Source organism: Kutzneria kofuensis (genome assembly GCF_014203355.1).
Lineage (GTDB): Bacteria > Actinomycetota > Actinomycetes > Mycobacteriales > Pseudonocardiaceae > Kutzneria > Kutzneria kofuensis.
The window spans coordinates 5,013,704-5,037,904 of record NZ_JACHIR010000001.1 but is presented as its reverse complement, the minus strand read 5'-3'; the positions used below and the strand labels follow the sequence as shown (position 1 = coordinate 5,037,904).

Genomic DNA, 24,201 nt, shown 5'->3' with positions numbered 1-24,201 from the left:
GGCTCAGCCCGTCGGCAGGGCGGCGCGGGCCTTCAGCGGCTCCCACCAGGCCCGGTTCTCGCGGTACCAGGCGACGACGTCGGCCAGGCCCTGCTCGAACGACACCTGCGGGGCGTAGCCCAGCTCGGTCGAGATCTTGGTGATGTCCACCGAGTAGCGCCGGTCGTGGCCCTTGCGGTCGGCGACGTGCTCCACGAAGCTCCAGTCGCGGCCGGTGGCCTCGAGCAGCTTCTCGGTGAGCTCCTTGTTGGTCAGCTCGGTGCCGCCGCCGATGTTGTAGATCTCACCCGGCCGGCCGGACTCGGCCACCAGCTGGATGCCGCGGCAGTGGTCGTCGACGTGCAGCCAGTCCCGCACGTTGAGGCCGTCGCCGTAGAGCGGCACCTTCTTGCCGTCGATCAGGTTGGTGACGAACAGCGGGATGACCTTCTCCGGGAAGTGGTACGGCCCGTAGTTGTTCGAGCACCGCGTGATGCACACCGGCAGGCCGTGCGTGCGGTGGTAGGAGCGGGCGATCAGGTCGGAGCCGGCCTTGGCCGCGGAGTACGGCGAGTTCGGCTCCAGCGGGTGCGTCTCCGGCCAGGAGCCCTCGTCGATGGTGCCGTACACCTCGTCGGTGGAGATGTGCACGAACTTGCCGACGCCGGCCTCCAGCGCGCCCTGCAGCAGCGTCTGCGTGCCCAGCACGTTGGTCAGCACGAAGTCGGCCGAGCCCAGGATGGACCGGTCGACGTGCGACTCGGCGGCGAAGTGCACCACGACGTCGGTGCCGGCCATCAGCTTGCCGACCAGTTCGGCGTCGCAGATGTCGCCGCGGACGAAGCGCAGTCGCGGGCTGTCGGCGACGGGGGCGAGGTTCGCCTCGTTGCCGGCGTAGGTCAGCTTGTCCAGCACGACGACCTCGGCGTCGGCGTAGTCCGGGTAGTGACCGCCGAGCACCTTGCGCACGTAGTTGGACCCGATGAAGCCGGCCCCGCCTGTGACCAGGATTCGCATGCCGCCCACAGTACAAGGGGCCGATCGAGGGTCATGAGGAGGTACGTCTCAGCCGGTAAGATTCTTTGCATCTGTGACACATCCACCCGTCAGTGGGCGGTTCACGGCGAGCCGACGCAGGTCCGGCTACTGTCGATCTCCGGCACGGGGAGGATCACGATGGGTGAGCCGGCGGACAGATCGCGCGCGGCGCTGGCGGGGACGGTCACCGGCAGGACCCTCGTCGCACTGCTGTCCGCGGTGGTGCTCACCGCCAGCGGCTACGGCTGGGTCGAGGTGAACAAGGTCCGCAACGGCATCACCACCACCGACGTGATCGAGACCCACCAGCCGCGCGCCGGGGCCACGACCACCACAGCGGTGCCCGGCCTTGACGGCCCGCAGGACATCCTCGTCGTCGGCCTGGACAGCCGCACCGACGCCCAGGGCAACCCGCTGCCCCAGGCCGTGCTCGACCAGCTGCACGCCGGCTCGAACGAGGGCGAGCTGAACACCGACACCATGATCCTGCTGCACATCCCGGCCGACGGCCGCAGCGCGGTGGCGATCTCCTTTCCCCGCGACTCGTACGTGCAGCTCGCCGGCGGCTACGGCAAGCACAAGCTCAACTCCGCGTACGCCTACGCCCGCAACGACGCCTACTCGGAGCTGTCCGCGCAGGGCGTGAAGGGCGCGGACCTGGAGCAACAGGCCGCCGTCGCCGGCCGGAAGAACCTGATCAAGACCATCGAGGACCTGACCGGCGGGGCCGTGACGATCAACCGCTACGCCGAGGTGAACCTGGCCAGCTTCTACGAGATCAGCCAGGCCATCGGCGGCGTGACGGTGTGCCTGAACCAGCCGGCCAAGGAGTTCCACTCCGGCATCGACCTGCCGGCCGGGCAGCAGGTGATCAGCGGCGCGCAGGCGCTGGCCTTCGTCCGGCAGCGCTACGACCTGCCGCGCGGCGACCTCGACCGGATCGTGCGGCAGCAGGCGTTCCTGTCCGGCATGGTGCAGAAGGTGCTGTCCGCGGACACGCTGGCCAGCCCGTCCAAGCTGAACGCGCTGATCGACGCCATCAAGAAGTCGGTGGTGATCAGCTCCGGCTGGGACCTGCTGACGTTCATGCAGCAGCTGCAGGGCATCGCCGGCGGCAGCGTGCGCTTCGAGACGATTCCCACCGGGCAGAACGTGATCTCGTCGGAGGGGCAGTCCGTCACGGTCGTCGATCCGGCGTCGGTGCACGACTTCATCACCGGGTTGATCGGCGGCGCCACGACCAGCACGAGCAGCACGACCGGCGCCACCACCCCCGGCAACGACCGGATCACCGTGGATCTTCGGGACGGTTCGGGCGCGCCCAACCTCGGCGCTTCCGTGCTCGACGAGCTCATGCGCGACGGCTTCGTCCGCGGCGAGGACCTCACCATCGCCACCCGGCCCACGTCGGCCGTGCACTACGGCGCGGGCGCGTCGGCCGACGCCGACAAGGTCGCGGCCGCGCTGGGCGGGAAAGTGCTTACCGAGCCGGATTCCGCGGTGCCGGCCGGACACGTCCGGGTGTATCTGGGCAAGGACTACGTCGGCCCCGGGGCGCAGGGTTTCCGCATGGCCACCAGGTACGTGATCCCGTCGACGGCCGTCACCACCCCGACGAGTCCGTCGATAACGGCCGGAGGCGTGCCCTGCGTGAATTAGGCTGGCCGCATGGGCAGCCGTGGACGCGCAATCGCACTTGTGTGCGGTCGCACGTCCGTCGCGCTCGCCTCCGCCTTGGTGATCGCGGCCACGGCCTTCGCCCGCAACGCGCACGACCAGGTGCAGCAAGGGATGACCACCACGCCGGTGCTGTCCGAGGTCGCCACGGCGACCAACGCGCCGCCCAAGGACGACGGCGCCACCGACGTCCTGCTCGTGGGCGATGACCGGCGGACCGACCTGCGGGGCAATCCGCTGCCCGCCTACATCCTGCGGCAGCTGCGCACCGAGGCCAACGACGGCTTCAGCACCGACACCCTGATCCTGCTGCGGATTCCCAAGGACGGCAGCAAGAGCTACGCGGTGTCGATCCCGCGGGACACCGAGGTGCCGATCGCCGGCTACCGCACCGACAAGATCAACTCTGCCTACGGGGCGGTGAAATACCTTACGTCGCAACGGATGCGGGCCGCCGGCGAACACGACAGCGCCAAGATCGAGCGGGACTCCGACGCCGCCGGCCGGCAGGCGCTCGTGACGAGCGTGCAGCAGCTGACCGGGCTGACCGTCGACCACTACGCCGAGGTCAGCCTGTACGGGTTCTACCTGCTCAGCCAGGCCATCGGCGGCGTGCCCGTGTGCCTGCTGCACGCGACCAGCGATCCCAACTCCGGGGCCAACTTCCGGGCCGGTGTGCAGAACGTGTCCGGCGGCAACGCGCTGTCGTTCGTGCGGCAGCGGGACAACCTGCCGCACGGCGACCTCGACCGGATCGTGCGCCAGCAGGCGTTTCTGGCGTCGGCGGCCAAGAAGGTGCTGTCCGCCGGAACGCTGCTCGACCCCGACCGGCTCGGCGCGCTGACCGCCGCCGTGCAGAAGTCCGTGGTGATCGACCAGGGCTGGGACGTGCTCGGCTTCGTGCAGCAGGCGCAGAGCCTGACCGGCGGCAACGTCGAGTTCGTCACCATTCCCGTGGTCAATGCCAACGGCCGGAACGATCGCGGGCAGAGCGTTGTGGTCGTCGACCGCGACGCCGTGAAGAAGTTCGTCGCCGGCCTGGCTTCGGGCTCGCCGTCCGGTTTCACCGCGCCCGGGCCGCTGCGGCTGAACGCCACCGCCCCCGAGCCGATCACCGTCAACGGCACTCGCTGCGTGAACTAGGCTCGGGCCATGAGCCTCACGGAACGGCTGTTCGCCCCGCTGCTGTCGGTCCCGGCCAAGCCGCTGGTCACCCACTACGACGACGCGCTGGGCAGCCGGATCGAGCTGTCACGGGCGACCGTGGCCAACTGGGCCGCCAAGACCGCGAACTGGCTGCGGGACGAGTTGGACGTCGAGGTCGGCAGCGCCGTTTCCGTTGCGCTGCCGGCACACTGGCAGACCGTCGGCGTGCTGCTCGGGGCCTGGTGGTGCGGGGCCCATGTCGTCGCCGATCCCGACGGCGCGACGGTCGCGTTCATCGGTCCCGACGGTTCCGCTCCCGGCGCCGAGTCCGTCGCCGTCGTCGCGCTGGATCCGTTGGGGCGCGGGCTTTCCGGCGAGGCCCCCGCCGGCGGCCTGGACTACCTCGTCGAGTCCCGGATCTTCGGCGACGACTTCATCGCCTACGACAAGGTTTCCGGCGACGCCCCAGCCTTCCACGGCTCCACTGTGGACGAGCTCGTCGCCCGTGCCGCCGATCGTGCTGGCGCGCTGAACATCGGCTCCGACGACCGCGTGCTGTCCACCCTGGACTGGTCCACTCCGGACGGACTGGTCGACGGGTTGCTGTCGGTGTTGTCCGCCGGGGCGTCGCTCGTGCAGTGCAGCAACCTCGATGTCGCCGCCCTGCCCAAGCGTCGCGAGTCCGAGCGCACCACGGTAGAGCTGATCAAGCAGTGACGGGCTGCGGCGCGGCGCCCTTCTCCCTGGCCCGGAACAGCACCTTGTCCAGGCTGTAGGCGCCGCCCGCGAAACCGGCCAGCAGGCCGCCCACCAGCAGCACCAGCTCCAGCTGGCCGCCGCCCGGCGCGATCAGCGGTGCCCCCATCTTGGCGAACACGAACGCGCCGGCCATGTCGATCGCGATCAGCAGGCCCACGACCGGCAGGCCGATGCCGACGATCAGCGCCGCGCCGCCGACCACCTCCACCGTCGCCGCGAACACCGCCGAGACGCCCGGCAGCGGCACTCCCATCTGGACGAAGCTCGCCGTCGTGCCGCCGATGCCGTACTCGAAGAACTTCTGCCAGCCGTGCATGATCAGGACAACGCCGACCACAAGGCGTGCCAACAGGCCGGCGACGTTGCGCCCGTGTTCCACAGTGGACTCCTTACGAGTTCGTGACGCCCCCTCACAGCCATGCCACCAGCGCCGTCGGCACCCTTGCAACGTTCAGCCGATGACTCTGATGAACCTTCAAGGACGCGCCGAGTCAACACCGAGCGGCACGAATATTCCGAAACGCCCGATCCGTGACCGGCGTCTCCCTGTCATCGAGCCATGCTGGACGCCATCATCGAGGGCCTGATCGGCGGCCTCATCGGCAACGCGATCGCCCGCCGACGCGAGCGCCGGAAGGCCGAGCGGCGCCAGGTGAAGTTCGCTGTCGGCGCCGACGTTCGCATGCACTGCTCGCTGCGCCGGCCGACCGAGTCCGCCGGCTGGTCGCACGGCCTGCTCACGTTGTCGTCCACCCAGGCCGTGTGGCGGGCCCGCCTCAAGCGTGGCGAGCCGGTCACCGTGTCGCCCGCCACCGCCAGCTACCTCGACCAACATCCGGCCACCCCGACGACGGCCTGATCACCTCGATGCCGATGACCGTCGTCGTGTTCAACCACGGCGGCCAGCGCCTCGAACTGGCCGTGCTGGACAAGGACGTTTCCCTGCTGCAGAAGACTTCCCCCGACCGGTGAAACAGGACGGCCGCGGCGCAGAACGAACGGGTAGAAAACATGGCCGGCCATCAGCAACCAGGCCAGCTCGCCGAACGCCTACCGCATCTGTTCGACCTGCCCAGCATCGCCCCCACGAGCACCGTCCAAGGTGGAGATGTGATCACGATGCGTAACGGACAGCCATGAACTCACGAAGGGCGGACTAGCTTCATCACTCGAGACGGCTGCGAGTTGCCATGTCGATCAAGACAAGCACACCACGGACTCTGACCCTGCTGGCCATTGGCTCGGTCTTTCTTGCCGCATGCGGTTTCCCGGTCGTAGGACAGGCCACGCCGCATGACGCATCGGTCGCGCCGCCCCCGACGGTCACATCCACGAGCGCGACCAAGAAGATCACGTCCAGCCTCTCGCCGCGGGGCCTGATACCGAAGGCGATCGGACAGGTGGCGGCCATTGGTGACGATGCGACTAATCCCGACCTGAGCTTCACTGTGGACGCGATCGCTGTGGACGACAAATGCACGTCCGAGTTCGCAAGAAAACCGCAGAACGGTCACTTCGTGGTGTTGTCGATGACCGTGAAGACCAGCGTCACCATGGACAAGACGTTGTTCCTGATAGTTGCACCGACCGACTTCGCCGTCGTCGGCCCCGACGGCGTCACGGAGACCAACCTGACAAGTACCGCCGCGTTTGGGTGTCTGTCAGACCGCGAGCAATTCCCGAGTCAACCATTGGGCGCGGGCTCGGTATACGTCGGCAAGGTCGTCCTGGACAGCAGGAACACCCACGGAATCCTGGAGTACCGGCCGCCGATGCTGGTCGACAACAGCGGCTGGGAGTGGAGTTTCTGACAGTGCTCGTGGGGCCACTGCCGCTGGCGGTCGGTCTGACGGTTAGCGGCCGGGTGCTCATCCGACGGGCGATGGGCCCCTGGCGGTGAAGCGACGCCTACCCGGTCGTCCGGGACCGGGCAGGCGCCACGACTGGATGCCGCGTCAGCCGCGCAGGAGGGCGCGGGACATGACCACACGCTGGATCTGGTTGGTGCCCTCGTAGATCTGAGTGATCTTGGCGTCGCGCATCATGCGCTCGACGGGGAAGTCCCGGGTGTAGCCGGCGCCGCCGAAGAGCTGCACGGCGTCGGTGGTGACCTCCATGGCGACATCGGACGCGTAGCACTTGGCCGCGGCGGTGATGAAGCCGATGTTGGCCTCACCCCGCTCGGCCTTGGCGGCGGCGACGTACACCATGTGCCGGGCGGCCTCGATCTTCATGGCCATGTCGGCGAGCATGAACTGCACGCCCTGGAAGTCGGCGATGGCCTTGCCGAACTGCTTGCGCTCCTTGACGTACGCGATGGCAGCCTCGAGCGCCCCCTGCGCGATGCCCACGGCCTGGGCGCCGATGGTGGGACGGGTGTGGTCGAGGGTCCGCAGCGCGGTCTTGAGGCCGGTGCCGGGCTCGCCGATGATCCGGTCGGCGGGAATGGTGCAGTCCTCGAAGTAGATCTCCCGCGTGGGCGAGCCCTTGATGCCGAGCTTGCGCTCCTTGGCCCCGACGGAGAAGCCGGGGTCGTCCTTGTGCACGACAAACGCCGAGATGCCGTTGGACGGCTTGGCGGCGTTCGGGTCGGTCACGGCCATCACCGTGTACCAGGTGGACTCGCCGGCGTTGGTGATCCAGCACTTGGTGCCGTTGAGCACCCAGCTGTCGCCGTCCCGCCGCGCCCGGGTCTTCATGGACGCGGTGTCACTGCCAGCCTCCCGCTCGCTCAGCGCGTACGAGGCCATCGCCTCGCCGCTGGCGATCGAGGGCAGCACCTGCCGCTTCAGCTCGTCGGAGGCGGCCAGGATGATCGGCATGGTGCCGAGCTTGTTCACGGCCGGGATCAGCGAGGACGAGGCGCAGACCCGCGCGACCTCCTCGATGACGATGCAGGTGGCGACCGAGTCGGCGCCCTGCCCGTCGTACTCCTCGGGCACGTGCACGGCGGCGAAGCCGGACTTGACCAGCGCGTCCAGGGCCTCGCGCGGGAACCGCTCCTGGTCGTCGACCTCGGCCGCGAACGGCGCGATCTCCTTGTCCGCCAGGGCACGGATCGCCTGCCGCAGCTCCTCGTGCTCCTCGGCCAACTGATAGGTGCCGAAGTCGGGGTTCACCGCACGCCTCCTGTTACCAACGAGTAGCAACGTTGCTGACAGGCATGTTAGCGGTCATTCACCTAGCTGCGCCTGTGCCTTGCGTCGCAGCGCGTCGTCCTTCTCCAGCACGAGCTGCTCCAGGTCGGCCTGGAACCTGGTCATCCGGGCCTGGAGCTCGGGGTCGGCGGCGGCCAGGATCCGCACGGCGAGCAGCCCGGCGTTGCGCGCGCCACCCACCGAGACGGTGGCCACCGGCACCCCGGCGGGCATCTGCACGATGGACAGCAGCGAGTCCATCCCGTCGAGGTACTTCAGCGGCACCGGCACGCCGATCACCGGCAGCGGGGTCGCGGACGCGACCATGCCGGGCAGGTGGGCGGCCCCGCCGGCGCCGGCGATGATCACCTGCAGGCCGCGGCCGGCGGCGTCACGGGCGTAGTCGAGCATGCGCTGCGGCGTCCGGTGCGCGGACACCACGCTGACCTCGTAGGGCACGTCGAACTCGGCGAGCGCCTGCGCGGCGGCCTCCATGACGGGCCAGTCCGAGTCACTGCCCATGATCACGCCAACCAGCGCCACCGCTACTTACCTCCGTGGATGTCGTACCCGTCGGCCCACTCGGCCTCGGCGAGCCAGCCGGCGGCCAGCGTCGCCCGCCGCCGGGCCTCGGTCATGTCGTCGCCGAGCACGGTCACGTGCCCGACCTTGCGGCCCGGCCGCTCGGCCTTGCCGTACAGGTGGACGTGCACGTCCTTGAACCGCGCGAACAGGTGGTGCAGCCGCTCGTCGACGCCCATCTTCGGGGTGGCGGACGCGCCGAGCACGTTGGCCATCACCACCGCCGGGGCGACGTTGTCGGTCGCGCCCAGCGGGTAGTCCAGCACGGCCCGCAGGTGCTGCTCGAACTGCGAGGTCCGGGCGCCTTCGATGGTCCAGTGCCCGGAGTTGTGCGGGCGCATCGCCAGCTCGTTGACGATCACGCCGTCCCGGGTGTCGAACAGCTCGACGGCCAGCACACCGACCACGCCGAGCGCGTCGGCGATGCGCAGCGCCAGCTCCTGGGCGGCCTCGGACTCCTCGACGGGCACGTCCGGCGCGGGCGCCAGCACCTCGACGCAGATGCCGTCGGACTGCACGGTCTGCACCAGCGGCCAGGTCGCGCCCTGCCCGAACGGGGAGCGGGCGACCAGCGCGGCGAACTCCCGGCGCATCGGCACGCACTGCTCCACCAGCAGCGGTGTGCCGGCCTCGAGCAGCTCGGGCACCACGTTGTGGGCGCTCTGCGGCTGGTTGAGCATCCACACGCCCCGGCCGTCATAGCCGCCGCGGGCCGCCTTGAGCACGCACGGCCAACCGTGCGCGGCGCCGAAGGCGAGCACGTCGCCGACCGAGTTGACCTCGGCGAACGGCGGGATCGGCAGCTCCAGCTCGGCCAGCTTGCGGCGCATCACCAGCTTGTCCTGGGCGTGCAGCAGCGCGTCCGGCCCCGGGAACACCTTCACGCCCTCGGCGACCAGCGTGCGCAGGTGCTCGGTGGGCACGTGCTCGTGGTCGAACGTGAGCACGTCGCAGCCGGCGGCGAACTCGCGCAGCGCCTGCAGGTCGGTGTGATGGCCGAGCATGACCTCGGGGGTGACCAGCGGAGCCGGCTCGTTCGCCGTGACCGAGAGCACACGCAGTGCCTGGCCGAGCGGGATCGCGGCTTGGTGCGTCATCCTGGCGAGCTGGCCGCCGCCCACCATGCCGACGACGGGAAGACCGGTGCGAGAGTCCACGGTTGGGTCAGCCTACCCGTGTGGTGCGCCGCACTCGTGCCCAGGCCAGCCAGGCCAGTCCGAGGGTCAGCAGCGCGTAGGCGATCACCTCCGTCCACTTGAGCGCGGCCAGCCGGTCGAACGGCTGGTAGTCGACGTAGCCGTGCTGGACGCCGTGCTCGGCGAGGCACTGCCGGTCGCCGCAGACCACCGACGGCGTGATCGGGTTGCCGGCGCCGTCCAGATAGCCGGTGGACACCTGGGCCGCGCCCGACGGCAGCGCAGGCGCCTCGCCGACCGCGGTGACCAACCGCTGCGGCGGCAACCAGCGCAGCACCGTGGTCGCGATGGCCAGCCGGACCGCGACGAACACGGCCAGCGTGGTGCCCATGGCCAACAGCGTCCGGCGCAGCAGCACGCCGACCGCGGCGCCCAGGGCCAGCCCGAACAGCGCGTGCATGACCTGGATCGGCGGCCACAGCTCCAGCGTCTGGTACGGGCCGACGTTGCCCCACACGCCGCTCACCCGCATTGCCCGGACCAGCAGCCAGCTGACCGCCGCGAGCGGCACGGCCAGCAACAGGGCCGCCCCGGTGAGCAGCGCGGCCCGGCTGCCGAGCCACCGCCCCGGGGACACGTCCTGGCCCCACGCGACGAGATAGGTGCGCTGCTCGTACTCGCGGGAGAGCATCGGCGCGCCCCAGAACACGGCGACCAACCCCGCCAGCACCGGCGGGCCGTAGGTGAGCGCGCTGGAGATGTGCCCCAACTGGCCCCCGAGCGCGCCGGCCACGCCGATCCAGCAGTCGTGCTCGCCGCACGCGGCGTTGAGCTCCTGCACCGACGACCAGAACTGCACCAGCAACAGCACCAGCGGGACCACGAAGACGGCGGTGCCGACCAGCGCGGCCCGGTGCTGACGCCAGGCGAGCCAGGTCATCGGCTGGCCTCCCGCCGTCGCAGCATCAGCCAGGCCGCCGCGAACAGGACCACGGCGAGCACGGCGTAGCCGCCGAACTCGACGAGCCGCAGGTCCGTGAGCCGACTCACCGGCTGAATGTCGACGTACGCGTGCGCGATGCCGTGGGCGACAAGGCATTGGTCCTGCGCGGCGACCACCGGGTGCTGCCCGGTGCACAGCGCCTGAACCGCGGCCACCGACAGCTCCTGTCCGTCACGGTCGAGGTATCCACCCGACACGAACATCGAACCGACCGGCCGTACCTTGTCGATCAGCCGCAGCGGCGGCAACAGGTGCGGTCGGGCGATCACGCCGACGAACAGTCGCAGCGCGGCGTAGCCGACGAGCGTGATTCCCATCGACACCACGACATTGCGTACCAGCACGCCGACGAGCACGCCGAGCGCGAAGCCGGCGAGCACCGTCGCGAGCTGCATCGGCGGCCACAGGTCATAGTCGGGCGCCGGTTGGAAGCCGGTGGTCGTGGCGTTCATCCGGTGGAGCGTCAGCTGCGCCACCATGGTCACCACGAACGTGAGCGCCACCAGCGGAAGCAACAGGTGGGCCACGCGCAGCGCGAGCCACCGTGTCGCCGGGCGTTCCCTCGACCACAGCAGCAGATATGTGCGTTGCTCGTATTCGCGGGCGACCAGCGGCGCGCCCCAGAACACCGCTACGACAACGGCAAAGGCCGGCGGCCCGATGGTGACCGCCACTCGGGCGCTCGTCATGGCGACCGGGCCGTTCACGCTCATCGTCAGCAACACAGCCGCGGCGACCAGTACCAGCGCCGCGCCGACGAGCACCTTGCCGCGCTCGATCCGCCACGTCAGCCAGGTCACGCCGCCACCGTCCAACCCGCGGACAGCTTGGCCAGCACCAGCTCCTCCAGCGTGGCCGGCCGAACCGTCCACGGCTCGTCCACCGCAACGTCACCGCAGAGCAGGAACGTGGACTGGCCGCCGGCATGGCTGGCCTGCACGACCTCACCCGGCACCGGCGGCTGCAGCGACCGCGGCCCCGTGTAGACGCGGTGCTCGGCGAGCAGGTCGTCGACGTCGCCGGACATCAGCAGCGCGCCGTCGGCGAGCAGCAGCAGGTGGTCCGCGACGCCGCTCAGCTCGGCGACCACGTGCGTGGACATCAGCATTGTCATGCCCGTGTCCGCGACCTCGGTCAGCAACTCGTTGACGACGTCGCGCCGGGCCAGTGGGTCCAAATCGGACAGTGGCTCGTCCAGCACCAGCAACGAAGGCCGCGACCCGATCGCCACGGCGAACGCCACCTGCGCCTGCTGCCCGCCGGACAGCCGCCCGCACGGACGGCCCGGCGGCACGTCGAACCGGGCCAGCCAGTCCAGCGCGCGCACCTGGTCCCACTCGCGATTGAGCTTGGCGCCCAGGCGAAGCATGTCAAGCGGGGTGAAGTTGCGGTACAGCGGCTTGTCCTGCGCCACGAACGCGACCCGGCCGGTCGCGGGCAGCCGCACCTCCCCGTCGGTCGGCTGCAGCAGGCCGGCGATCATCGTGAGCAGCGTGGTCTTGCCGGCGCCGTTGGTGCCGACCAGCGCCGCCACACGGCCCGCGGGCAGCTCGAACGAGCAGTCCCGCAGCGCCCAGGTGCTGCGGTAGCGCTTGCCGAGCCCGCGGGCGGCCAGCGCGAGGCCGTCGGTCATTCCTTCTCCCCGTCCAGGGCGGTACGCAGCAGGGCGTACACGTCCTCGTCCTCCAGTCCGGCCAGTCGTGCCCGGCGCAGCCACTCGGCCAACTCCCGGTAGAGCTGGCCCAGTGCCGCGCGATCGCCCGTGCCGAGACCGGCCTTGACGAACGTGCCGGCGCCCTGCCGGGCCTCGACCAGCCCGGCGAACTCCAGCTCGCGGTACGCCTTGAGGACCGTGTTCGGATTCACGCCGCTGGTGGCGACCACCTCGCGGACCGCGGGCAGCCGGTCGCCCGGCGCCAGCCAGCCCAGCCGCAGCGCCTCGCGGACCTGCTGCGCGATCTGGAGGTACGCCGGCAGGCCACTGCCCCGGTCCACCCGGAACTCGACCACGTCGTATCCCCTTGTGCCCGAAATTGTGTCACTCGACTAGAACACTAGCACACAGCCGGGCGGGCGGAGTGAGGAAAGGGCAGGTGGCAAGAGGCAAGGCGGGCAGGGCAGGGCGGGAAGTGACAGAGCGGGAAGTGGCAGGGCAAGAAGTGGCAGAGCGGCATGGCCGCGCATGGGGTGACGAAGAGGCGCGGCCCGCACGACAGGGCCACGCGACCGGACGTGACAGGGAGCAGACGCCCGGCCGCGCGGGGGACTCAGCCGCCCAGGTGGGCGAGCAGTTCGCAGGCTTCGAGGTGGCACTCGGGCAGCATCTCCGGCCACACGCTCGGAGTGCCGACCTCGTGCAGGTGCGGGTCCACGGTCAGCCGTCGGGCGAGTAACCAGCGGACTCTGGCCAGTCTGGAGTTCACCCGGCCGTCGCGGCGGGCCAGCACGCCGGCCACGGACGGGCCGATCAGCGACACGGTCTCGCCGCCGGGGAACACCTCGCGCAGCACCTGCGCCACCAGCACCATCGCCACGGAGCGGGTCCAGCCCTCCACCGCGGACAGGTCGAGGCCGACCAGGATCAGCACGTGGTCGTCGGCGGCGGCGTCGCGGTACACCTCGCCGAGCCGGGTGCGCAGGTAGCAGGTGGTGGTCATGCCGGTCATGGCGTCCACCGCCTCGCGCGTGCCGAGCTGGTCGGCGGCGGCGTCGGCCCACCCCAGCGCGGTGGCCCTCAGCAGCTTGGACGGGGTCGCGTCGGGGTCGGCGGAGACCAGGCTCTCCTCGGACGTGAGCACGGCGTGCAGCGCGGCGAGATCCAGCAGCGTCTCGTCCAGTCCGGCGCCCGCGGCCGCGCGGGCCCGGCCCAGCGCCGGCACCACCTCGACCAGGTCGGCCCCGGTCACCACTGCCGCGCACACCTCGTCGACCTCGGCCAACGCCCAGTCGCTGGGGAAGGGCCACCCGGACGCCAGGCTCGCGGAGCGCCACCGGGCCCGCAGTGTGCACAGCGCGTCACGGTGATCGTGTCGGCCGATCAGTGACGAGGCAGCATTCCGCGCAACCACTCGTCGCGCTCCTCTCTACTCCGGTCGGGTCGACCATCGACCCGATGTTGTGACGGTGCGCGAACGCGACCATGACGCGGATCCCCTCACCCGAATTGGTTGCCGACGTGACGTCGGGCACGCGATTCCGTCACACTGTGTCCCCTCAGCAGGGATGGAAAGGGGGACCGGTGGCGACAGCTCCTCTGGATGTGCCTGGTCCCAGCGACGCGGAGCTGATCGATTCGGTCCGTGGCGGGAACACGGAGGCGTACGGCTCGCTGTACGAGCGGCACGTCGGCGCCGCGTACAACCTCGCGCGCCAGCTGACCCGGTCCACCGCGGAGGCGGACGACCTGGTCGCCGAGGCCTTCGCCAAGGTGCTGGACACGTTGCGCGACGGTCGCGGCCCCGACTCGGCGTTCCGCGCCTACCTGCTGACCGCGCTGCGGCACACCGCGTACGACAAGACGCGCCGGGACCGCAAGCTGGAGCTGGCCGAGGACGTCACCGAGGTGGCCAGCCCCGAGGCCATCAGCGTGCAGTTCAGCGACACCGCCGTGTCCGGGCTGGAGCGCTCGCTCGCCGCGAAGGCGTTCGCCCGGCTGCCCGAGCGCTGGCAGGCGGTGCTGTGGCACACCGAGATCGAGGGCCTGTCCCCCGCCGACGTCGCGCCGCTGCTGGGGCTGACCGCGAACGGCGTGTCGGCGCTGGCGTACCGGGCGCGTGAGGGCCTGCGGCAGGCGTACCTGCAGGTGCACCTCGCGGAGAGCACTGCCGACCGGTGCCGCGCGACCGTCGACCGCCTGGGCGCGTGGACGCGCGGCGGTCTGTCGAAGCGTGAGACGGCCCAGGTGGAGACGCACCTGGACGAGTGCGAGCGATGCCGGGCGCTCGCCGCCGAACTGGCCGATGTGAACGGCGCGCTGCGCGCGGTCGTCGCGCCGCTGGTGCTGGGCCTCGGCGCCGCCGGCTACCTCGCCACCATCGGCGCTACCACCGCGAAGGCCGCGACCGTGGTCGCCGCCGGCGCGGCCGGTGGTGCTGCTGGCGGCGCGGCCGGCGCCGCGAGCGCAGTGCCGCGTCAGATGATCGGCGTCGGGGCCTCCGCAGCCGCGCTTGCAGTGGTTGTCGCCCTCGCGTTGACGTCCGGGCAGAGCAAGCCCATCACCGCCAACGCCGCGCCGCCACCGCCTCCCCCGGCGACGAGTGCCCCCGCGTCGCCGACGCAGTCGCCGCCAGCGCAGCAGCCGCCGGCTTCGACGACGGCGCCGAGCAGTCCCTCGTCGCCACCCCCGGCTTCGCCGCCGCCACCAAGTACGCCACCGACAACGACTCCCGCACCGAAGGCGGACCTCGTACCGTCCGTCCCGGGGCAGCCGATCAGCCTCGTGCCCGGCGGCCAGTCCGTGGAGCTGCCGGTGACCGTGACCAACAACGGCAACGGGCCGTCCGAACCGGTGACGGCGACGCTGAACCTGCCCAGCGGTGTCACGGCCGTCCCCGGCGGCACGCAGTCGTTCGGTGCGCGGGACCTGCTCGCCGCCGACGGCAAGCAGTCCATCAGCTGCACCGGCGGCACCGGCACGATCAGCTGCACCACCGCCACCGGCCTGGCGCCGGGCGAGTCCGTGACGTTCCGCTTCGAGCTGACCGCCGGCCCGGACGCGACCGGTGGCCAGATCACCGGCTCGATCATGGCCAACGGCGGCATGGCCATCCAGATCACCACCGTCGACGTGCAGGTGCGGCAGGTCGACGACCTCGACCTCACCGCGCGGGTGTGGCGGCACGACTTCTGGACGCCGCGGGTCGACGTCTCCGTGACGAACCGGAGCACGCACACCGGCACGGCGACCGTGACCGTGAACGCGTCGAACGACGGCTGGCTGCTCACGCTCGCGCCGTGCCACCAGGACGGCGAGCAGATCAACTGCAAGTTCGACCTCGCGCAGGGGCAGACCACGCGGTTCAGCGTGTGGGTGTTCCGCTGGCACCACCGGGACGACGCCCTGGAGATCGCCGGCTCGCTGGGCAGCGCGCACAAGGTGATCGACGTGCCGCTGGACTGCGACCCGGGCAGCGACCTGCCGCCGTCGCCGCTGCCGGTCGTGCCGGTGACGCCGACGACTACGTCCACGACGCTGCCGACCATCCCGTCGACGACGACCAAGACGCCGACGACGACCGTGCAGCCGCCCAGGACGACGACCCCACCGGCGACCACGACACCGACGCCGCCGCCACCGCAGACCACGACCACGCCGCCGCCCGCGACGACGAGCCCGTCATCGAGCACGCCGCCGCCCCCGCGCACCGACCCCGGGCTGTGCCTGCCGCTGCTCGACCCGCGCTGGCCGTTCTGCTGAGTTTTTGGCGCCGCCTTCGGCGTCGCGGCTCGGCCCCCGGGCAGCCGGTGTCTCGCCCTTGCCGGATTTCGCCCGCCGCATCCGGCTTGGGTGGTGGGGCGCGTCGGGTGGCGGCGGCCGAAATCCGCCAACCGTGCGAAACACCGGCGGGGCCGAGCGCTCTCCGGGGTGGCGGCCTTTGCCGTGCTGGTGTCGACAGCGCGGCGACAGCCTGCCCAAACGGCCTCAATCGGGCACTGAGGGTGACCGGATGAACCCTCTCAGGCGGCTGTTCGTACACTGCCGTCGTGTCGTCCGTCGTGCGGTTCGTGTTCAAGTTCTTCCCGGCGCCCCTGCGCGCGTTGATCGTCAAGCACCGCGAGATGCTGCGCTTCGCAGTCGTCGGCGGCACCACGTTCGTGATCACCAACGTCGTCTGGTACGGCCTCAAGCTGACCGTCCTGGACACCAAGCCCATCACCGCACAGGCGATCGCCATCGTCGTCGCGACCATCGTCTCCTACGTGCTCAGCCGCGAGTGGTCGTTCCAGACCCGCGGCGGACGTGAGGGACACCACGAGGCGGCGCTGTTCTTCCTGGTCAGCGCCATCGGCGTGGGCCTGAACCTGATGCCGACGCTGGTCTCCCGGTACGTGTTCGGGCTGCAGGTGCCGGCGGTCAGCATGCCGGTGCAGGAGCTGTCCGACTTCTTCTTCGGGTCCATCATCGGCACCCTGATCGCGATGGTCTTCCGCTGGTGGGCGTTCAAGAAGTGGGTCTTCCCGGCCGCCGACGTGCGCCCCGAGCGGTCCGGCAGCGTCGCACACCTGCGGGCCGTGCCGTCCGAGGGCGACGGGCAGTCGGAGCAGGTCGCCTAGCCCGGTCGGGCGGACACCTGGGGTTTTCGTCCCTACACTCGGCGGGGTGTCCGTAGGCGAAACCCTCATCAGGCGCGTGCCGGAGCCGTTCCGGTCGTTCGCGCTCAAGCACCGCGAGCTGGTGAAGTTCGCCGTGGTCGGCGGAACGTGCTTCGTCATCGACACGGTGATCTTCCTGGGGCTGAAGTCCACCATCCTGGCGACCCACCCGGTCACCGCGAAGATCATCGCGACGTTGATCGCCACCATCGTGTCGTACATCCTCAACCGCGAGTGGTCCTTCCGCACCCGCGGCGGCCGCGAGCGCCCACACGAGGCCGCCCTGTTCTTCCTGGTCAGCGGCGTCGGCGTGGCCCTCAACTCGGTGCCGCTGTGGGTCTCCCGCTACGTGCTGCTGCTGGACCACAACCACCTGAGCCCCCTCGGCGTCCAGGTCGCCGACTTCGTCAGCGCCCAGATCGTCGGCACCCTCGTGGCCATGGCCTTCCGCTGGTGGGCGTTCAAGAAGTTCGTGTTCCCCGACGCCAACGCCCGGCCCCGCCTGGTCAAGGACTGAGCGGTTTCGGGTGCTAGGCTTGTAGCTGGGAGTTCGGCGCCGCGGGTGTCGAGCGAGACGCAGGGCCAGGTGACCTGGGGCATACCGGGAGCCTGGCTCTACGCATGTCTGCACCCGGTGTCGATGGTGATCTCATAGAGACAGTCGTCGAGAAGATCACGCGGGGCCGGCCTGCCCAGTCGATGTGCCCTGACAGCGCCGGCCACCATGTCGGCGGCCCACAGCAGCGGATCCAGTGAGCCGAACCGATGGCTGACCCGAAACTCGGGCCGGCCGACCAAGCCGTAGCGGGCCCCGATCACGGTCTGCACGTCGCGCCGGTTCAGCTCCGCCTCGCGTGCCTCCATGACGAGTTCGGTGACACCGAGGCTGTGTAGCTCGAGAACCAGCCGAGTCAGGCACGCCGCGCGAGCGCGCTCCTGCCGGCGCTGCGGCACCGGTGTGCCCACCGTGACCACGTGAAAGCCCTCGATCTCGGCGACCTGCTTGGCCGCGGCTTCCTGCTGGTAGGGATCGAGATGGTTCCAATGCAGCTTGTCGGTGGTCCGTCGGCTACGCAGGCGGCTTCGCAGGTCCAGCATGGTCTCGCGCACCTGATCATGGATGGCGGGCGGGAACACGGCGGCGGCGAGCACGTAGAAGCCGTGGACGGGGTCCTCCTGGAAGGACTCGTCCGCGAACGCGGTGAGCACGACTGGCACCGACTGAGGCTAAACGGACCGTCCGACGACACCTTTCGGGCCAATTCGCTCAAGCCGCGGTCAGCGGGGGCCGGGGTCGGCGCGCCAACCGACGCCGGCCAGGACGTCGTCGGGCTTGGGGACGGGCAGGAAGATGACGAACGTGGCCGGGCGGGCGGTGGCGAGCTGCATCCGGCCACCGTCGGCGTCGACGAGGGCGCGGGCCAGCGCCAGGCCGACGCCGGTGGAGCCGTGGCCGGAGACGCCGCGCTCGAAGACGTGGCTGGCGAGTTCGTCGGGGACGCCGGAGCCGTTGTCGGTGACCTCGATGACGGCGGTGCCCTCGCCGGTGCGAGCGGTGAGGGTGACGGTGCCGCCGCCGTGCTGGAGGGCGTTGTCGAGCAGCACGCCGATGGCCTCACGGAGGCGAGCGGGCGTAGCCCGGACGACGAGGGTGTCGGGCACCTTCATGCGTAGCGTCCGACCGTCGGCGCGGAGCCGCTGACGCCACTCCTCGACGATGCCGGGCAGCTCGGTGGCGAGGTCGAGGGGCTCGGCGCCGACGGCACGGGCGGCGCGGGCGGCGGCGAGCAGTTCGTCGAGGACCGCGGCGAGGCGGTCGGCCTGTTCGAGCGCGGCCCCGGCCTCGGCGGCGGTCTCCTGGTCGGGGTGCATGGCCAACGCCTCGAGCCGCAGCTGCAGTGCGGTCAGCCGGCTGCGCAGCTGATGGGACACGTCCCCGACAAGTTCACGCTCCCGGGTGACGAGCTGGGCGAGCGCGGCGCCGGAGGTGTCGAGGGCTTCGGCGAGGGCGTCGAGCTCCTGCACGCCGTGCCGACGGGGATCGGGTCGGAAGTCGCCGGCGCCGAGCCGGGTGGCGCGCTCGGCGACGTGCTGCAGGGGCTCGGCCAGCCGGCGCGCGGTGAGCGTGGCGACGACGGTGCCGATGCCCACGGACAGCACGAGCAGCAGCATCACCAACCCGCCCTCGCTGAGCTGGGTGCTGCGCATGTTGCTGTCGGAGATGGACAGCTCGACGGTGCCCTGCGGCACGAGGCTGGCGGACGCCGTGATCTTGCCGCCGCTGATGGGCGCGCCGAGCGTGCTGATCTTGCCGTCGGGGCCGGTCAGCCGGACGTACGCCTGCTTCTGCACGGCGATCTCGATCGACTTGAGGTCGAACGACTGGAACTTGGCGTACTGCTCGTCGAGCAGGTCGGCGACGTGGGCGGCGTTCTCCTGCAGTTGGGCCCGGGCGTTGCCCTCGACGAGCAGCACGGTCGTGTACACCAGCGGCCCGCCGAGCGCGAGCCCGGTGACGGCGACCGCGAGCAGGATCGCCTGCAGGATCTTCTTGCGCATCCGGTTACTCGGAGTTGAAGCGGAACCCGACCCCGCGCACGGTCGCGATTCGGCGCTCGGCCGCCTTGGGCGAGCCGTCGCCGAGCTTGCGGCGCAGCCACGACATGTGCATGTCGAGTGTCTTGCTGCTCTTCAGCTCGGGGCCGCTCCACACGTCGGAGAGGATGTCCTCCCTGGTCACGACCTGGCCGGCGTGCTGCATGAGCACGCGCAGCAGCTCGAACTCCTTGTTGGCCAGCTGGAGCTCACGCCCGTCGACGGTGACGCGGCGCGCGGCGAGGTCCATCCGCACGCCGTTGACCTCGACGGTGCCGGGCGCGCGGCGGCGCAGCAGCGCCCGGATCCGGGCCAGCAGCTCGGCCAGCCGGAACGGCTTGGCCACGTAGTCGTCCGCGCCGGCGTCCAGGCCGACCACGAAGTCGACCTCGTCGGCCCGGGCGGTCAGCATCAGCACCGGCACGCTGCGCCCGCCGGCCCGCAGTCTCCGGCAGACCTCCAGCCCGTCCATGCCGGGCAGGCCCAGGTCCAGCACGAGCAGGTCGACGCCGCCCGCGGTGGCCGCGTCCAGCGCGGCCGGGCCGTCGCCCACGACATGCACGGCGTAGCCCTCGCGGTGCAGTGCACGCGACAGCGGATCGGCGATCGCCGGGTCGTCCTCGGCCAGCAGTACCACGCTCACGTCAATCAGGGTAGGCGTGACAACATCCAACCCGTGTCAACCTTTGGTGCTGACTTGGCGCTGGCGTTGCGATTGGCGGACGCGGCCGATGCGATAACACTGTCCCGGTTCCGGGCCCGCGACCTGCGGGTGGAGCGCAAACCGGACCGAACGCCGGTCACCGACGCGGATGTCGCCGTCGAGGACGCCGTGCGCGAGGTCCTCGCCGCCGAGCGCCCGGACGACGCGATCCTGGGCGAGGAGCGCGGTGGCAGCGCCGGACCAGGGCGAACGTGGGTGCTGGACCCGATCGACGGCACCAAGAACTTCCTGCGCGGCGTCCCGGTCTGGGGCACGCTGATCGCGCTGGTCGTCGACGGCCAGCCGCAGGTCGGCCTGTGCAGTGCGCCAGCGCTGAGCCGTCGCTGGTGGGCCGCCGCGGGCGAGGGCGCGTGGACGTCCGACCCGCTGGCCGAGCCGCGAAAGATTTCCGTCTCGGGCGTGTCGGCCCTCGAGGACGCCTACCTGACGACCACGGACCTCGGCTCGTGGACGGAGTACCACTCGCGCGAGGCGTACCTGCGGCTCGTGGACGCGTGCTGGGAGAGCCGGGCGTTCGGCGACTTCTGGTCGCACTGCCTGATCGCCGAGGGTGTCATGGACGTCGCCGCCGAGGCGATCGTCAACCCGTGGGACGTGGCGTTCGCGCAGATCCTGGTGACCGAGGCCGGCGGCCGTTTCACCGACCTGACCGGCAAGCCGGACTACGCCGCCGGCTCGGCGCTGAGCACCAACGGCAAGCTGCACGACGAGGCCCTGCGCCTGCTGGCGCGTTAGGTCACGCCGGCGGTACCTGCGCGGGAGCCTCCGGCGCGGGTGCCGCCGGCGCCGCAACGGGTGCGGCGGGTGGCTCGGGCACGACCGGGAGCAGGCCGACCGCGCCGCGTGCCACCTGGGCCCAGGTCAGGCGGCCGAACAGGTAGTGGCAGGCGACCTGCTCGTTGGTGAAGCGGGCCCAGTCGTAGCGGTTGCCCTGCTCGCGCCAGAAGACCTCCCACGTGACGGCGCCGTCCTCGCCGAGGGGCTCCTCGCGGAGCAGGCACCAGGCGTTGTCGGCCTCGGTGCCGACGGACACCACCTCGGCGGGCACCCCGACGGTCTCGAGCCACGTGGTGATCGACTCGACGTTCATGCGACAGCCTCCAGAAAGCCCAGCGCGACGAGGTCGGCGGCGGGGTAGACGGACCGGTAGCGGACACCGCCGCCGGTCTGGCCGAACCAGGCGGCACTGATGGTCTGCCACATGGGCAGCGGGGCGAGCACCCGGTACCGGTGGTAGCCGGCGTCGAGGTGCTCGGGCGGCAGCGAGCGCTGCGTGAACGGGGTGGCGTCGGCGCTGAACACGCGGCCCTCGGGCGTGCCGAAGCGGTCGATGACGGCGCCGGGTTCGAGCACGACGGCCTCGCCGGCGTCGCAGCCGCCCTCGGGGAACAGCTCGCCGGGCGGCCACGCGTACTCGGCGCGACGCTCCTCGGTGCCGGCGCGGACGAGGAACCGGCGGTCCCAGTCGCGCTCGTTCTCGCCGCCGAGCGGGTCGTAGCCCTCGGCGAGTTCCTGGCCGTCACGGGGTTCGGGCACGTCGGCGTGCGTGGCGCCGAGGGACTGGATGAGCCCCGACTCGGGATGGTCGTGCGGCGGGAACCGCAGGCCGGCGGCGTAGTCGACCTCGGCGGGCGGCGGCGGCAGCTGGCGCGCGGGCCGCGAGCTCGGCGTCGGCATGTGGCCGATGGGGAACATGTAGACCATGAACAGCCCGGGCGCGACGGTCGGCTTCTTCACCACCGGTTTGACCACGGGCGCGACGGCCCGATGGTCGTCGATGTAGACGCCGGCGACATCGCCGGGCCGCCGTGTGGTGTTCACGATCGCGGCGGCACCGGCGCCCTGCGCTCCGCCCCCAGGCTGCTGTGCGTAGGGCTGACCGGCACCGGGTTGACCGGCGCCACCAGCGACAACACCGCCGGCGGCAGCACCAGGCCCGGCGCCCGGACCACCGGCAACCGGACCACCGGCAACCGGACCGCCGGCAGCAGGCCCACCGACAACGGCACCGCCAGCAGCCGGACCACCGGCCACGGGACCGCCCCCGACGCCGGGCTGGATCATCCCCGGCTGCCCCGGAGCACCCGGCAGTCCCGGCTGCCCGAACGCCGGCGGCATCGGCGCGCGCGGCCCGGGCATCCCCGGCATCCCCTGCGCGGGCCCCGAGCTGATCGGCGCCGGGCTGTCCACGGTCGGAGGCGTCCAGTAATTACCACCGCCGCTGCTGGGCGGCTGGTAGACGGGAGCCTGCGGCGGCGGAGGCGGCGGTGTGTACACGGGCGCGGCCGACTGCACGGTGGTCGACTGCGGCACGTGCGGCGGCGCGACATGCACCGGCCCGGTCGGCGTGGGATCGGAGTACGGCGGCGGCGTGTAGCCACCGCCGCCCTGATGCCCGTAGCTCGGCGGCGTGGCGGCATCCACGACCTGCCGCGGCACCGGGCCGGTCGGCTCGGCGGAGTTGTCCGGCGGCGGAGCCGCGTGCGACCCAGCGGCGCCGGGATGAGTGCCGTCGATGGGAAACTGCCCGGTCGGCGCGTCGTCGGCGGAGCCCGGAAGCGTCGGCAACCCGGTCTTCGGGTCGATCACATTGCCCGTGGTTTTGTCGACATATTGACCTGTCGCCGGGTCGTACCGCACCTGCGACGGGTCGGTCGTCGCGCCGGTCGTCATGGCGTCGACGTCCGGCAGACCGGTGGAAAGCCCGAGCAAACCGCCGTCCGGTCCGACAGCCTGGCTGGTCTTGTCGAAGGCGGCCGGCGTGTCGGCGGAAACCGCGGGCGCGGTCAGCACCGCGGGGTTCACGGCGGTGGTGAGATCGCCGAGGATGCCGTTGATGTCCGCGCCGGCCCCGGACAGAAGGGTGTTCAGGCCGGCCTTGGGCAGATCGCCGGGCGTGGCGTTGGCGGCCCCGGCGTGCTGCGACACGGCCGTCAGCTTGCGGACGATCTCCACCTTCGCCGCGCCGATCTTCTGCGCGGCCTGCTCGAGCCGGTCGGCGGCGGCCAGGCAGCCCTTCACGGCCTGCGTGAACTTGGCGTTCTCGCCGTGCACGAACTTGCCCCAGAAGTCGTCGGCGGCGTCGGCGGCCTTGCCGCTCATCGCGCCGAGCGCGTCGCTGGCGGACCGGTCGGCGTCCTTGGCCAGCGTGGTCAGCTTGGCGGCGGCGGTGCGCCAGGCGAGGGCGGCGTTGTGCATCGCCGTCTCGTCGGCCTGCGGCCACTGCACGCCGACCTGCCCGGCGATCTCGGCCAGGTCGGCCGGCAGGGTGATCCCCATGACTGGTTGCGTTCCCCTCAGTCCGAACGTCCGGTGGCGATGGCCTGGTCGACCGACCGGTGGATGTGCGCGTGCTCGGCCAGCCGGCCGCCGACGTCCGCCAGCTGCCCGGGCAGCGCCTTGACCAGCGCGAACGTCGCTTCGGCGGCGTCGGTGTAGCCGGTGGCGAAGCTCTGTCCGACCTGGTCGGTCCCCCAGCACTCGCCGGCCTCGGCCAGCGCGTCGGACAGCTCGGTGAAGATCGACTGCGCGGTGTCGGACAGGCTGTCGAGCTGCCCCGCCCGGTCCAGTACCCGGTCGACGTCGGTGCTGAAACCGCCGGTGTTCACGCGTGCCTCCCGTCGACGACCCAGTTGCGGTTCTCGAAGCTGTCGTCCTCACGGGACTTTCGCACGTGCCGGCCCGCCGGCTGTTCCGGTTCGATCTCCGTCTCGCTCACATCGGCCCGTCCGGACAGCACGGACTCCGGATCGGCGCCGGCCGGCAGCACGGGCGCCAGCTGGTCGTGCATGCGCTTGGTCGCCCCCGCGACCGCGACATCTGTGGTGCGCACGATCAGCTCCGCCAGCTCGGCCGGCCGCAGCCGCTGGTAGGCGCGGTCGTCGATGACCAGGTCGACGAGCGTGCCTCTGGGCCCGACGGTCACCGTCACCAGGTCGTCGTGGCTGGTCACGGTCTCGCGAATCGCGGCCATGCCGCGCTGCACCGCGACCAACTGCTCGCGACTCCGCCGGTAGTCGGCCATCAGCTGGTCGATCTCGGCCTGGTGGTCAACTGGCACGCCGTTCCCTCCACGCTGGTGAGCACGTCAGACAGTCGGACGCCCGTTCGGCG

26 protein-coding genes are annotated in these 24,201 nt (G+C 71.1%); 9 read left to right on the top strand and 17 right to left on the bottom strand.

Annotated elements, in window-relative coordinates; translation table 11 throughout:
• Nucleotides 1-3: 3 nt before the first annotated feature.
• Nucleotides 4-996 (bottom strand): dTDP-glucose 4,6-dehydratase, encoded by a 993-nt coding sequence (gene rfbB / locus BJ998_RS23550; RefSeq protein ID WP_184864892.1) that lies wholly within the window; start codon nucleotides 994-996, stop codon nucleotides 4-6.
• A gap of 159 nt (nucleotides 997-1,155) precedes the next feature.
• Between rfbB and BJ998_RS23545 the strand changes: the two genes are divergently transcribed.
• Genes BJ998_RS23545 through BJ998_RS23535 form a run of 3 tightly spaced genes read left to right on the top strand, consistent with a single transcriptional unit; the run spans nucleotide 1,156 to nucleotide 4,557 of the window.
• Nucleotides 1,156-2,676 (top strand): LCP family protein, encoded by a 1,521-nt coding sequence (locus BJ998_RS23545; RefSeq protein WP_184864890.1) that lies wholly within the window; start codon nucleotides 1,156-1,158, stop codon nucleotides 2,674-2,676.
• Between the two features lie 9 nt (nucleotides 2,677-2,685).
• On the top strand, nucleotides 2,686-3,837 hold the full coding sequence (locus BJ998_RS23540; protein WP_184864888.1) for an LCP family protein: 1,152 nt from the start codon (nucleotides 2,686-2,688) through the stop codon (nucleotides 3,835-3,837).
• 9 nt (nucleotides 3,838-3,846) lie between these two features.
• Nucleotides 3,847-4,557: a TIGR03089 family protein gene (locus BJ998_RS23535; protein WP_184864886.1), complete on the top strand. Its 711-nt coding sequence runs from the start codon at nucleotides 3,847-3,849 to the stop codon at nucleotides 4,555-4,557.
• Here the strand turns inward: BJ998_RS23535 and BJ998_RS23530 are convergent.
• Nucleotides 4,547-4,978, bottom strand: a complete 432-nt coding sequence (locus BJ998_RS23530) for a DoxX family protein (RefSeq protein WP_312890298.1) — start codon at nucleotides 4,976-4,978, stop codon at nucleotides 4,547-4,549. The genes BJ998_RS23535 and BJ998_RS23530 overlap by 11 nt on opposite strands.
• Before the next feature lie 180 nt (nucleotides 4,979-5,158).
• On the opposite strand from BJ998_RS23530, the gene BJ998_RS23525 reads away from it, so the two are divergent.
• The gene (locus tag BJ998_RS23525; protein ID WP_184864884.1) at nucleotides 5,159-5,458 is read left to right on the top strand and encodes a hypothetical protein; all 300 of its coding nucleotides are present in this window, start codon (nucleotides 5,159-5,161) and stop codon (nucleotides 5,456-5,458) included.
• Nucleotides 5,459-5,789: 331 nt separating this feature from the next.
• Nucleotides 5,790-6,410 (top strand): hypothetical protein, encoded by a 621-nt coding sequence (locus BJ998_RS23520; RefSeq protein ID WP_184864882.1) that lies wholly within the window; start codon nucleotides 5,790-5,792, stop codon nucleotides 6,408-6,410.
• 144 nt (nucleotides 6,411-6,554) lie between these two features.
• Here the strand turns inward: BJ998_RS23520 and BJ998_RS23515 are convergent, their stop codons facing one another.
• From BJ998_RS23515 to BJ998_RS23480, 8 genes are all read right to left on the bottom strand, one after another.
• Nucleotides 6,555-7,718 (bottom strand): acyl-CoA dehydrogenase, encoded by a 1,164-nt coding sequence (locus BJ998_RS23515; RefSeq protein ID WP_184864880.1) that lies wholly within the window; start codon nucleotides 7,716-7,718, stop codon nucleotides 6,555-6,557.
• A 54-nt stretch (nucleotides 7,719-7,772) separates the two neighbouring features.
• Complete coding sequence (gene purE / locus BJ998_RS23510; protein ID WP_184868883.1) at nucleotides 7,773-8,258, bottom strand: 5-(carboxyamino)imidazole ribonucleotide mutase; 486 nt, start codon at nucleotides 8,256-8,258, stop codon at nucleotides 7,773-7,775.
• 23 nt (nucleotides 8,259-8,281) lie between these two features.
• Nucleotides 8,282-9,475 (bottom strand): 5-(carboxyamino)imidazole ribonucleotide synthase, encoded by a 1,194-nt coding sequence (locus BJ998_RS23505; RefSeq protein WP_184864878.1) that lies wholly within the window; start codon nucleotides 9,473-9,475, stop codon nucleotides 8,282-8,284.
• A 7-nt stretch (nucleotides 9,476-9,482) separates the two neighbouring features.
• Nucleotides 9,483-10,394, bottom strand: coding sequence for an ABC-2 membrane transporter-related protein (locus BJ998_RS23500; protein ID WP_184864876.1), 912 nt, complete (start codon nucleotides 10,392-10,394; stop codon nucleotides 9,483-9,485).
• Nucleotides 10,391-11,257 carry an ABC-2 membrane transporter-related protein gene (locus BJ998_RS23495; protein ID WP_184864874.1) on the bottom strand — a complete coding sequence of 289 codons (867 nt, stop codon included), beginning with the start codon at nucleotides 11,255-11,257 and terminating at the stop codon, nucleotides 10,391-10,393. Before BJ998_RS23495 ends, BJ998_RS23500 begins: the two co-directional genes overlap by 4 nt.
• Entirely contained in the window at nucleotides 11,254-12,090 is an 837-nt protein-coding gene (locus tag BJ998_RS23490) for an ABC transporter ATP-binding protein (RefSeq protein ID WP_184864872.1), read from the bottom strand. The genes BJ998_RS23495 and BJ998_RS23490 overlap by 4 nt, the downstream gene beginning before the upstream one ends.
• The gene (locus tag BJ998_RS23485; RefSeq protein WP_184864870.1) at nucleotides 12,087-12,467 is read right to left on the bottom strand and encodes a GntR family transcriptional regulator; all 381 of its coding nucleotides are present in this window, start codon (nucleotides 12,465-12,467) and stop codon (nucleotides 12,087-12,089) included. Before BJ998_RS23485 ends, BJ998_RS23490 begins: the two co-directional genes overlap by 4 nt.
• Before the next feature lie 257 nt (nucleotides 12,468-12,724).
• Nucleotides 12,725-13,525: a GGDEF domain-containing protein gene (locus BJ998_RS23480; RefSeq protein WP_312890297.1), complete on the bottom strand. Its 801-nt coding sequence runs from the start codon at nucleotides 13,523-13,525 to the stop codon at nucleotides 12,725-12,727.
• A gap of 170 nt (nucleotides 13,526-13,695) precedes the next feature.
• Between BJ998_RS23480 and BJ998_RS23475 the strand changes: the two genes are divergently transcribed.
• From BJ998_RS23475 to BJ998_RS23465, 3 genes are all read left to right on the top strand, one after another.
• On the top strand, nucleotides 13,696-15,873 hold the full coding sequence (locus BJ998_RS23475; protein ID WP_184864868.1) for a sigma-70 family RNA polymerase sigma factor: 2,178 nt from the start codon (nucleotides 13,696-13,698) through the stop codon (nucleotides 15,871-15,873).
• A gap of 362 nt (nucleotides 15,874-16,235) precedes the next feature.
• On the top strand, nucleotides 16,236-16,730 hold the full coding sequence (locus BJ998_RS23470; RefSeq protein WP_184868881.1) for a GtrA family protein: 495 nt from the start codon (nucleotides 16,236-16,238) through the stop codon (nucleotides 16,728-16,730).
• 46 nt (nucleotides 16,731-16,776) lie between these two features.
• The gene (locus tag BJ998_RS23465; protein WP_184864866.1) at nucleotides 16,777-17,286 is read left to right on the top strand and encodes a GtrA family protein; all 510 of its coding nucleotides are present in this window, start codon (nucleotides 16,777-16,779) and stop codon (nucleotides 17,284-17,286) included.
• A 98-nt stretch (nucleotides 17,287-17,384) separates the two neighbouring features.
• Here BJ998_RS23465 and BJ998_RS23460 read toward each other — a convergent pair whose 3' ends face one another.
• From BJ998_RS23460 to BJ998_RS23450, 3 genes are read right to left on the bottom strand one after another with little or no spacing between them, the layout of a single operon-like run.
• The gene (locus tag BJ998_RS23460; protein WP_184864864.1) at nucleotides 17,385-17,987 is read right to left on the bottom strand and encodes a DUF3800 domain-containing protein; all 603 of its coding nucleotides are present in this window, start codon (nucleotides 17,985-17,987) and stop codon (nucleotides 17,385-17,387) included.
• Nucleotides 17,988-18,047: 60 nt separating this feature from the next.
• Nucleotides 18,048-19,328, bottom strand: coding sequence for an ATP-binding protein (locus BJ998_RS23455; RefSeq protein ID WP_184864862.1), 1,281 nt, complete (start codon nucleotides 19,326-19,328; stop codon nucleotides 18,048-18,050).
• Between the two features lie 4 nt (nucleotides 19,329-19,332).
• On the bottom strand, nucleotides 19,333-20,007 hold the full coding sequence (locus BJ998_RS23450) for a response regulator transcription factor (protein WP_184864860.1): 675 nt from the start codon (nucleotides 20,005-20,007) through the stop codon (nucleotides 19,333-19,335).
• A gap of 33 nt (nucleotides 20,008-20,040) precedes the next feature.
• On the opposite strand from BJ998_RS23450, the gene hisN reads away from it, so the two are divergent.
• Nucleotides 20,041-20,823 (top strand): histidinol-phosphatase, encoded by a 783-nt coding sequence (gene hisN / locus BJ998_RS23445; RefSeq protein ID WP_312890296.1) that lies wholly within the window; start codon nucleotides 20,041-20,043, stop codon nucleotides 20,821-20,823.
• Nucleotide 20,824: 1 nt separating this feature from the next.
• On the opposite strand, the gene BJ998_RS23440 is transcribed toward hisN, so the two are convergent.
• The 4 genes from BJ998_RS23440 to BJ998_RS23425 are packed head-to-tail and all read right to left on the bottom strand — an operon-like array spanning nucleotide 20,825 to nucleotide 24,148.
• A complete protein-coding gene (locus tag BJ998_RS23440) occupies nucleotides 20,825-21,178 on the bottom strand; it encodes a hypothetical protein (RefSeq protein WP_246488639.1) in 354 nt (117 codons plus the stop codon).
• Entirely contained in the window at nucleotides 21,175-23,367 is a 2,193-nt protein-coding gene (locus BJ998_RS23435) for a glycohydrolase toxin TNT-related protein (RefSeq protein ID WP_184864856.1), read from the bottom strand. Before BJ998_RS23435 ends, BJ998_RS23440 begins: the two co-directional genes overlap by 4 nt.
• A gap of 17 nt (nucleotides 23,368-23,384) precedes the next feature.
• On the bottom strand, nucleotides 23,385-23,696 hold the full coding sequence (locus BJ998_RS23430; protein WP_184864853.1) for a hypothetical protein: 312 nt from the start codon (nucleotides 23,694-23,696) through the stop codon (nucleotides 23,385-23,387).
• Entirely contained in the window at nucleotides 23,693-24,148 is a 456-nt protein-coding gene (locus BJ998_RS23425; RefSeq protein ID WP_184864852.1) for a YbaB/EbfC family nucleoid-associated protein, read from the bottom strand. Before BJ998_RS23425 ends, BJ998_RS23430 begins: the two co-directional genes overlap by 4 nt.
• Nucleotides 24,149-24,201 lie beyond the last annotated feature (53 nt).

Coding starts and splice junctions, on each gene's coding strand:
- BJ998_RS23545 (WP_184864890.1), top strand. CDS start 1,156: ATGGGTGAGCCGGCGGACAGATCGCGCGCGGCGCTGGCGGGGACGGTC.
- BJ998_RS23435 (WP_184864856.1), bottom strand. CDS start 23,367: ATGGGGATCACCCTGCCGGCCGACCTGGCCGAGATCGCCGGGCAGGTC.
- purE (WP_184868883.1), bottom strand. CDS start 8,258: ATGGGCAGTGACTCGGACTGGCCCGTCATGGAGGCCGCCGCGCAGGCG.
- BJ998_RS23525 (WP_184864884.1), top strand. CDS start 5,159: ATGCTGGACGCCATCATCGAGGGCCTGATCGGCGGCCTCATCGGCAAC.
- BJ998_RS23440 (WP_246488639.1), bottom strand. CDS start 21,178: ATGAACGTCGAGTCGATCACCACGTGGCTCGAGACCGTCGGGGTGCCC.
- BJ998_RS23490 (WP_184864872.1), bottom strand. CDS start 12,090: ATGACCGACGGCCTCGCGCTGGCCGCCCGCGGGCTCGGCAAGCGCTAC.
- BJ998_RS23520 (WP_184864882.1), top strand. CDS start 5,790: ATGTCGATCAAGACAAGCACACCACGGACTCTGACCCTGCTGGCCATT.
- BJ998_RS23540 (WP_184864888.1), top strand. CDS start 2,686: ATGGGCAGCCGTGGACGCGCAATCGCACTTGTGTGCGGTCGCACGTCC.
- BJ998_RS23470 (WP_184868881.1), top strand. CDS start 16,236: ATGCTGCGCTTCGCAGTCGTCGGCGGCACCACGTTCGTGATCACCAAC.
- BJ998_RS23500 (WP_184864876.1), bottom strand. CDS start 10,394: ATGACCTGGCTCGCCTGGCGTCAGCACCGGGCCGCGCTGGTCGGCACC.
- BJ998_RS23535 (WP_184864886.1), top strand. CDS start 3,847: ATGAGCCTCACGGAACGGCTGTTCGCCCCGCTGCTGTCGGTCCCGGCC.
- BJ998_RS23455 (WP_184864862.1), bottom strand. CDS start 19,328: ATGCGCAAGAAGATCCTGCAGGCGATCCTGCTCGCGGTCGCCGTCACC.
- rfbB (WP_184864892.1), bottom strand. CDS start 996: ATGCGAATCCTGGTCACAGGCGGGGCCGGCTTCATCGGGTCCAACTAC.